6 protein-coding genes are annotated in these 7,329 nt (G+C 42.6%); all 6 read right to left on the bottom strand.

Features of this window, described 5'->3' with window-relative positions:
• Positions 1-232, bottom strand: a 232-nt coding sequence (locus ACESMA_RS20945) for a hypothetical protein (RefSeq protein ID WP_372950832.1), incomplete at its 3' end; no start/stop codon positions are given.
• A 112-nt stretch (positions 233-344) separates the two neighbouring features.
• The gene (locus ACESMA_RS20940) at positions 345-659 is read right to left on the bottom strand and encodes a hypothetical protein (RefSeq protein ID WP_372950831.1); all 315 of its coding nucleotides are present in this window, start codon (positions 657-659) and stop codon (positions 345-347) included.
• A gap of 23 nt (positions 660-682) precedes the next feature.
• Positions 683-1,483, bottom strand: coding sequence for a tetratricopeptide repeat protein (locus ACESMA_RS20935; protein ID WP_372950830.1), 801 nt, complete (start codon positions 1,481-1,483; stop codon positions 683-685).
• Positions 1,484-1,577: 94 nt separating this feature from the next.
• On the bottom strand, positions 1,578-4,271 hold the full coding sequence (locus ACESMA_RS20930; RefSeq protein WP_372950829.1) for an alpha-L-rhamnosidase: 2,694 nt from the start codon (positions 4,269-4,271) through the stop codon (positions 1,578-1,580).
• 73 nt (positions 4,272-4,344) lie between these two features.
• Positions 4,345-6,231, bottom strand: a complete 1,887-nt coding sequence (locus ACESMA_RS20925) for a glycerophosphodiester phosphodiesterase family protein (RefSeq protein ID WP_372950828.1) — start codon at positions 6,229-6,231, stop codon at positions 4,345-4,347.
• Positions 6,232-6,242: 11 nt separating this feature from the next.
• On the bottom strand, positions 6,243-7,199 hold the full coding sequence (locus ACESMA_RS20920; RefSeq protein WP_372950827.1) for a Fic family protein: 957 nt from the start codon (positions 7,197-7,199) through the stop codon (positions 6,243-6,245).
• Between the last annotated feature and the right edge of the window lie 130 nt (positions 7,200-7,329).

Below are 7,329 nucleotides of genomic sequence, written 5' to 3'. Positions count from 1 at the left end.
CCATCTTTTCAGCAAATGACTTCAGCTTTTTTCCGATTTTTTTTTCTTCCAAATCTTCCAGCTTATCTTCCAAATCCTCCAGTTTATCTTCCAAAAAATCTTCGGCTTTTTCAAAAAAATCTTCGGCTTTTTGATAAGCATTACTTCCTTTTACCTTATCGGCAATGTCCCTTGCTTTATCCTTCAACCCCTCTTTATTGGATTCAGGTTCCGGATTTAATTTATTTTCCATAATTTGTGTAATTTATTGTTAATAACAAATATTAAGAACCATTAAATTTAAAGATTAAAATCAGATAAAAAGCTAACATTCGGTTGTTATTTTTGAATGCATCAAAGAACTTTTATTTCCTGAAAAATCTTCCCGGCCTTTTGGTTTTCACTGGTGTTTTCCCATGAATATTGCCACCCTCCCATGCTGTAAGTGTTTCGTGTTTTTTAAAATGAATTGGTTTTGAAGTCTTGCTTTCTTTTAAATTCTGCCTGAAATATTCAATAAAATAAACCGGAACAAAAACAACGGCAAAAATAATTAACGCACCAACTATCCACGATTTAGCATTGATTGCAGTGAAAATGTGAAAAAACAGCGCCACCAGAGTTACCAGTACCATTCCCGGTCCCGAAATGTAAAGCACAACTTTTTTGACTTTTTCCATACCATTTTATTTTTCTGTACATCCTATTTACTTGTTTCCCAGTATTCGCTGCACCTTTGCTCTTCTGCAATTTTCAAAATGGAAAACCCCAATTCGATTGCCCTTGAAAAATCGTTGCAGGCTTCCTCTTTAAAACCCAACTCCCAATTGGCCAAACCGCCAAGAAACCAGGCGTTTTTATTTTCAGGTTCCAGCTCGATAGCTTTGCTGCAATCATGAAGGGCTCCTTCCATTTCGTGAGGGAAACGGGTGCCGGCCCGGTTTATCAGAGCTTTTGCATCATTTGGTTTTTGCTGAAGATAAATGTCTAAATCTGATTTGGCTTCCTGCGATTTGCCGAGAGCAAGGGCAATTCTTGCCCGTTTCAGATAGAGTTCCGGATTATCTGACACTTCAATTTTTTCTGAAAGCTCACCGAGGAAATTTTCAAAATCAGGACGGGTCCAGAATCCCATGGTCATTTTAATCCGGCCGTTACACATATCATCAAGCAAATCAAATGCGGCGTAACAATCTGTAATTTCCAGTTTGTAAATTCCCGGCTCCGGGCACATTTCACCCTTTTTATCAGTGAAAAAAATCGTATCGTTTCGTATTTCATATTCCGAAACCACATCAACGGTGCCGTCAATTCCAAAATCCACTTCAATCGTGCCCTCTTCGGTAAACTCCATGCCAACCGGCCCGGATTGGGTTAGCCGAACCCATTTTCCTTCAATTGCTTTAAAATTATCATCCGAATTGCAGAAAAAATTTTCGGAGATGGCGGTTTTGAACATAAATACAAAAACGACCACAACCACAAGTAAAAGGTTAGTCTTCATCTCAAAATTATTAAATGGCTTTTTTTCAACACAATTTAGTGATTTAAAGCCTAAGTAACCCAAAACTCATAAAAATTTTGAGAAAAAAACTGGCTTAATTTATGCTGAAACTGTATTTTCCTGATTTCAGTTTTAAAACAACCTTTCCATCTTTTCGTTCTGCAATTTCTATCAACTCATTTTTATCGATTGGTTTTCCGCTTTCCTGAATTTTTCCTTCATTCAAAACCAACGTAGCCGTGCTGTTGGCCGGAATCTCAATAGTGTACTCCACTTCTCTTCGTTGTTTTTTCCACGAAGAAACAATCGTTCCGTAAGGTCCATCGTGCGAAGCTTCAAAATGCTCCAGGCCAGGAACAAAATTGGGTTTCAGCATTACATTTTTGAATCCCGGCTCTTTTTCATCGGGGAAAATGCCGCCCAGCGCTTTGTAATACCAGGCATTGATTTCCCCAAACATGATATGGTTCATGGAAATATCGCGCGAAGCATCCAGCGGCCAGTTTTCGTAAAAAGTGGTGGCGCCGTTCACAATCCACCAGCCCCACGACGGAAACGTTTCCTGCGAAGCCACTTCCCAGGCCAGTTCCGGGTAACCATTTTCACTCAGGGCGTTCAGAATAGTTTTGGTGCCCAGCAATCCCACATCGATGTGTTTGTTGTCGGCCTCCACCCGTTTGGCCAGATTTTCAGCCACTTTTTCCCGCAACTCATCCGGGACCAGTCCCCAGTGCAGTGCCACGCTAAGTTCGGTTTGCAAACCGCTGCCATACATTCCGGTTTCACGGTCGAGGTATTTTTCATTCACCGCTGTTTTAATTTTTTCAGCCAGCGCTTTGTATTTTTCGGAATCAGATTGTTTCCCCAAAATTTTTGCAGCTTTCGAAAGGATAACTGCATCCACATAATAATAAGCTGAAGAAGTAAACTCTTTTGGTGTTACCGATTTTACCGGCACCCAGTCGCCCAGGCCCCAGTCGGTAATGCCCGACGGATAGTTTTCATCGATGTAATCCACATACCGTTTGATGTTGTCGTAATTCTGCTCCAGAATTCTGGAATCGCCGTAAAACAGGTAAATGTTCCAGGGAATGATGGCGATGGTGCTGGTCCAGTCGGGACCGTTGGCCCAGTGGTAGCCCCAGCCACTGGTGGGAATAATGGCCGGCAACACGCCATTGGGTTGCTGCTCGTCGCGGTGGTCGTCCAGCCATTTTTCATACACTGTAATTCCATCGTAATTGTACAACCCGGTTTCGATGGCAATGTGCGCATCGCCGGTCCAGCCATTTTTCTCACGCTGCGGGCAATCGGTGGGAAATCCGAACAAGTTGGACAAGTAGGATGCATTGGCCGCTTCCCATATTTTATTCAGCGTGTTGTTCGACGAATGAATTTTCCCCACCGGCGGCACACCGCTGTGCATAAAATAAGCGGTCAGGTTTTCTTTTGTTAATTCCAGCGGTTGGTCGGAGGTGACTTCCACATACTGAAAACCTTTGTAGTTGAAACGCGGCATAAATTCATCTTCTCCTTTTCCGCTCAGGATAAAAATATCGGTCTGAAACGGGTCGGAATCGTCGGTGGGCCGGTAATGCACATCGATGTTCGACATATCGGCACGTCCGGCTGAATCGAGCCTTTCCACGTGTTTCAGGCGGATTGTGGTTCCTTCCGGGCCTGAAACTTTCATGTGCGTCACCCCGGCCATGTTGCGGCCAAAATCGAACAGCCATTTGTTTTCGCCCTGCTTTTTCATCTCCACCGCCGGAATCTCGGTAACATTGCGGATGGGATGCAATGCCTGTGCAACAATGTTTTGTGAAGGAGCCCCGGTATTTGTGGCATTTTTCCAGCCTTCGGCTTTGAACCCGGGCTTGTCCCATCCGGGTTGTTCCAAACGGGCATCATAATGCTCGGCGGTGTAAATACTGTTGAAAATAACCGGACTGAACGCGGTTTGCCAATCCTGACCAGTAGAAATTGTTTCCACCGAACCATCGGAATAGGTGATGCGTAAATCCATACAAAACTTGGGACGGGCACGCCACGGCGCCTGGTCGAAAAACCACACCGCGGTTGACTGGTGATTGTACCAGCCGTTGCCTAACAACACGCCAATGGCATTTTCACCCTGCTGCAGATTTTCGGTTACATCGTAAGTAACGCAAAGGTTGCGGCGGTCGAAACGGGTATAAGTAGGGTCGAGCCGGTGGTCGCCGATTCGCTGTCCGTTAATGGAAAGCTCATACAATCCGGCCACGGCGATGTATGCCCGCGCCGATGCTATTTTTTTGCCGGCATTGAATTCTTTTCTGAAATACGGCGCCGGTTTTACATCGTAATCATGCGTGTCGGTAATCCACTTCCCTTTCCAGTTCGCCATTTCCATCATGCCGGTTTCAAAAAAAGCAACCGGTGACCAGTCCGTCCAGTTGCCTGCTTCATCCTGAATCCGGACGCTCCAGAAATACCGGGTGAACGGCTGCAGTTCAGGCCCGTTGTAAACCCCAGGAATGACTGAAGAATGGACCGTTCCCGATTCCCAGATATTTCCTTTTCCGGAGGCAACTTCAGTTTCTTCAGTTCCCACTGCCAGTTGAAAAGCTTTCTGAAAACTTCCCGGTTTTTCCGATTCCAGTTGCCACGTAAACCGCGGGTGGGTTTCATCAATTCCAATGGGATTTTGGAGATGTTCGGATTTTAGGTTTGATACTTCGATTTGTGCTGAACTCTGAAAATTTAACATTCCCAGTAAAAATAAAACGGGAAGAAATAATTTATTCATAACGTAATTTTAAAAAAGTCAAGGCGAATTTAAAACGTTTTCGTTAAAAAGTCAGGGCGAAATAATTATAAACTCAACGAAAAACCGGTTTTACAGGTTCAATTCCAACCTCTTTGGCAACAGAAATGCTGGATACAATATCGTTCACCAACGGAAAATCAATTCCATAATCAAACAGCATTTTTATTTCGTCAGGTGAATCGGTGCCGTAATAATTTATGCGGATTCCGTTTTCTTTTAGCATTTTGGCATATTCTTCAAATTCCGGGGTAATTGCACCACGAAGTTGAATAAAATCTGCATCCATTTCTATTGTTCCGGAAACGTAGTCCCAATTCGATTCCTGCCGTTCCATGTTGCAAATCAATATTTCTGGAACCACGCTGCGCGCCTGTTTTGCGGCTTCGGCACCACAGGCAAGAAAAGCCTGTTGCAGGCGGTTTTCTTCCTTCAGAATTTTAGCAATTATTTTGGGGGCATCTCCGGCTCCTTTTAAATGGATATTCAGCCACACATTTACCGGCATTTCATCCAGCACTTCCCGGAAAGTGGGAACCTGAAGACCTTTAAATTCGGGGGATTTCCAGCTTCCGGCATCCAGATTTTTGATTTCCGCAAGGGTAAGTTCCGAAACTTTTCCGGTGCCGTTTGAGGTGCGGTCAACCGTGGCATCGTGCATCACCACCAGTTCGTTGTCTTTGCTAAGCTGCACATCAAATTCAATCATGTGTGCGCCGGCTTTCATCGCTTCGCAAAATGCAGGAATGGTGTTTTCCGGATGCGTTTCCATGGCGCCCCGGTGGGCACAAAGTCCACGCTCCGGCATTTTCATTTCAGATTCTGCCTTAGGGCCAATTTCCATCACCAGGCCTTTTTTGTCAACGATTTTCCCGTTTTCCAGTGTCAGAACAACTTTCCCCAAATAAACCGGATGATCATCCGAAACAAAATGCGGATTTCCACCGGCATGGGCAATTAAAACCGAATTTTCAATCACCGCATCCTCCAGCAAGTCGTGAGAATGTCCACCGATAATGGCATCAAACATCGGAAATTCCCAAGCAAGCAGACTATCCTTTCTCAGACCAAGATGCGACAAAACCAGATAAACATCTGAAAAATCTTTCAACGTTTTGTATTTGTCAACCGTTTCAGCAAGGTCAAGTTCCTTTACCCCTTCCCTTCCGGTATTGTCGGTGGCCAGGCCCAGAACGGCAATCCGGCGTCTGGTGGAGGTATTTAACACTGTAAAAGGTTCTGGTTGAGGTAATTTACAGGTACTGATTTCCATATTGGCTGCCAGCGCTGGGAATTGAACTGCTTCAAGGGCATTCAGGGTGTATTTATTAATGTAAGCCAGTTCATGGTTTCCCAACGTCATCGCATCATAACCCAGTTCATTCATTTTTTGAATCATTTGCAATGCCCGTTGTCCGTACCAGGCAGTATCCTTTGCCAAACTGTCGTTAACCACCCACCTGTGGGCATGACGCACAAAAACATCGCCGGCTTCAAATAAAAATACATCGTCGTATTTTGCCCTGATTTCTTCCAGTTTTTTGGCCAATTCTTCCTCGTGATTCAGATCAAAATGCCGGTCGTTGGTATGAAGAATAACAATTTTTTCGGTTACCGGATAAGTCAAATCAATCTTCTCCGGTAAACTTTCAGCAGGTAGAAAAATCCTGCCTGAACCTTGTTCTCCGCTGATTTCCAAAATATAGGAACGGTCGGGACGCACCTTCATTTGAAACAAACCATTTGGCTGAACTGCTGTTCGTCTGTATTGCCGGTTTGGTTTTATTTCTTTATCCCGATGAAGTTTTACTTCCAGGCCTTCTGCCTGATTATCTGTTTTGTTGTAAACATGGCCTGTCACCAATACTTTTTGCTGAAAGCAGGCAGATGAAACCAGCAACGCGGCTGCCAAAATCCATAAATTCAAACCTTTTTTATTCATTTACAAATCAATTATTTGAATCTGTATCTCGCTGTATTTTTATCTCCAAATTTCTCGATGAATCCGTTCTCTGTCGCAAATTTCAAATCACGGCTTGCTGTCGCCGAAGATATTTCTCTAAAATTTTTTAAATAGTCCTTGCGTGTAAAGAAGTCCTCTTTTACAATTGATTTAAAAAGATTTAACCGGTCAATATTTGTTAAGTTTATATTCTGAACATTCAGTAATTCTTCTAAAGATTCAAGAATAATTTCAAGCATAAACTCAATAAATGTTGTTGATTCTCCTGTTTTGTCTGACTTCCCAAGTGATTCATAATACTGTTCCTGCCGTTCTCTTATCAGGGTCTCAATGGGCAAAAATTCAAAAACAGGATAAGCGTCTTTTAAAATTAAAGTTTGCCAAAGCCTTCCCATTCTGCCGTTTCCGTCGATGAATGGGTGAATAAATTCAATCTCATAATGAAATACGCAACTTTTGATTAAAACCAAATCATCGTCATTTTTCAGGTAATCAAACAAATCATTCAGTAAAGGCTTAAGCATCTCATTTGATGGTGCAATATGAGCAACACCCGAGCCCTTAACAATTCCCACCGATTTATTTCTTAGTTTGCCCGCTGATTCAATTAGTCCGTTCAGAAGAATTCCGTGAGCTTCACAAAACGAATCAAAGCTATGAGGATTCAACTTGTCCAGATAATCATAAACTGCAATGGCATTTTTTACTTCTAAAATATCTTTTTTTGGTCCAATAACCCTTTTGTTTTCAACAATTGCAGTAATTTGTTCAATAGTCAGCGTATTTCCTTCAATTTCCAGAGACGAATGAATCGTTTTAATCCTGTTTTTTTTTCTGAGTTCTGTGGGAGGTTTGTTTAAATGGGCGGAGTTCACTTCGCCAATTTTTTCTGAAATTAAAGCTACTAACTTTAAAATCTTCCCGGTTATTTTATAGGGTGGTTTCATCTCACTTAATTCATGATAGTATCATATGATAGTATCAAAGATAGTGGTTTTATTCCTGAAAATGAGAAGCAGAAAAAAAATCGATACTTGTCTGTAATAATACTGTTCATAAGGCTTTGTCAATTATTTA

It is taken from the genome of Mariniphaga sp., assembly GCF_041687215.1.
GTDB lineage: Bacteria > Bacteroidota > Bacteroidia > Bacteroidales > Prolixibacteraceae > Mariniphaga.
This window is presented reverse-complemented; position numbering and strand designations above follow the sequence as displayed.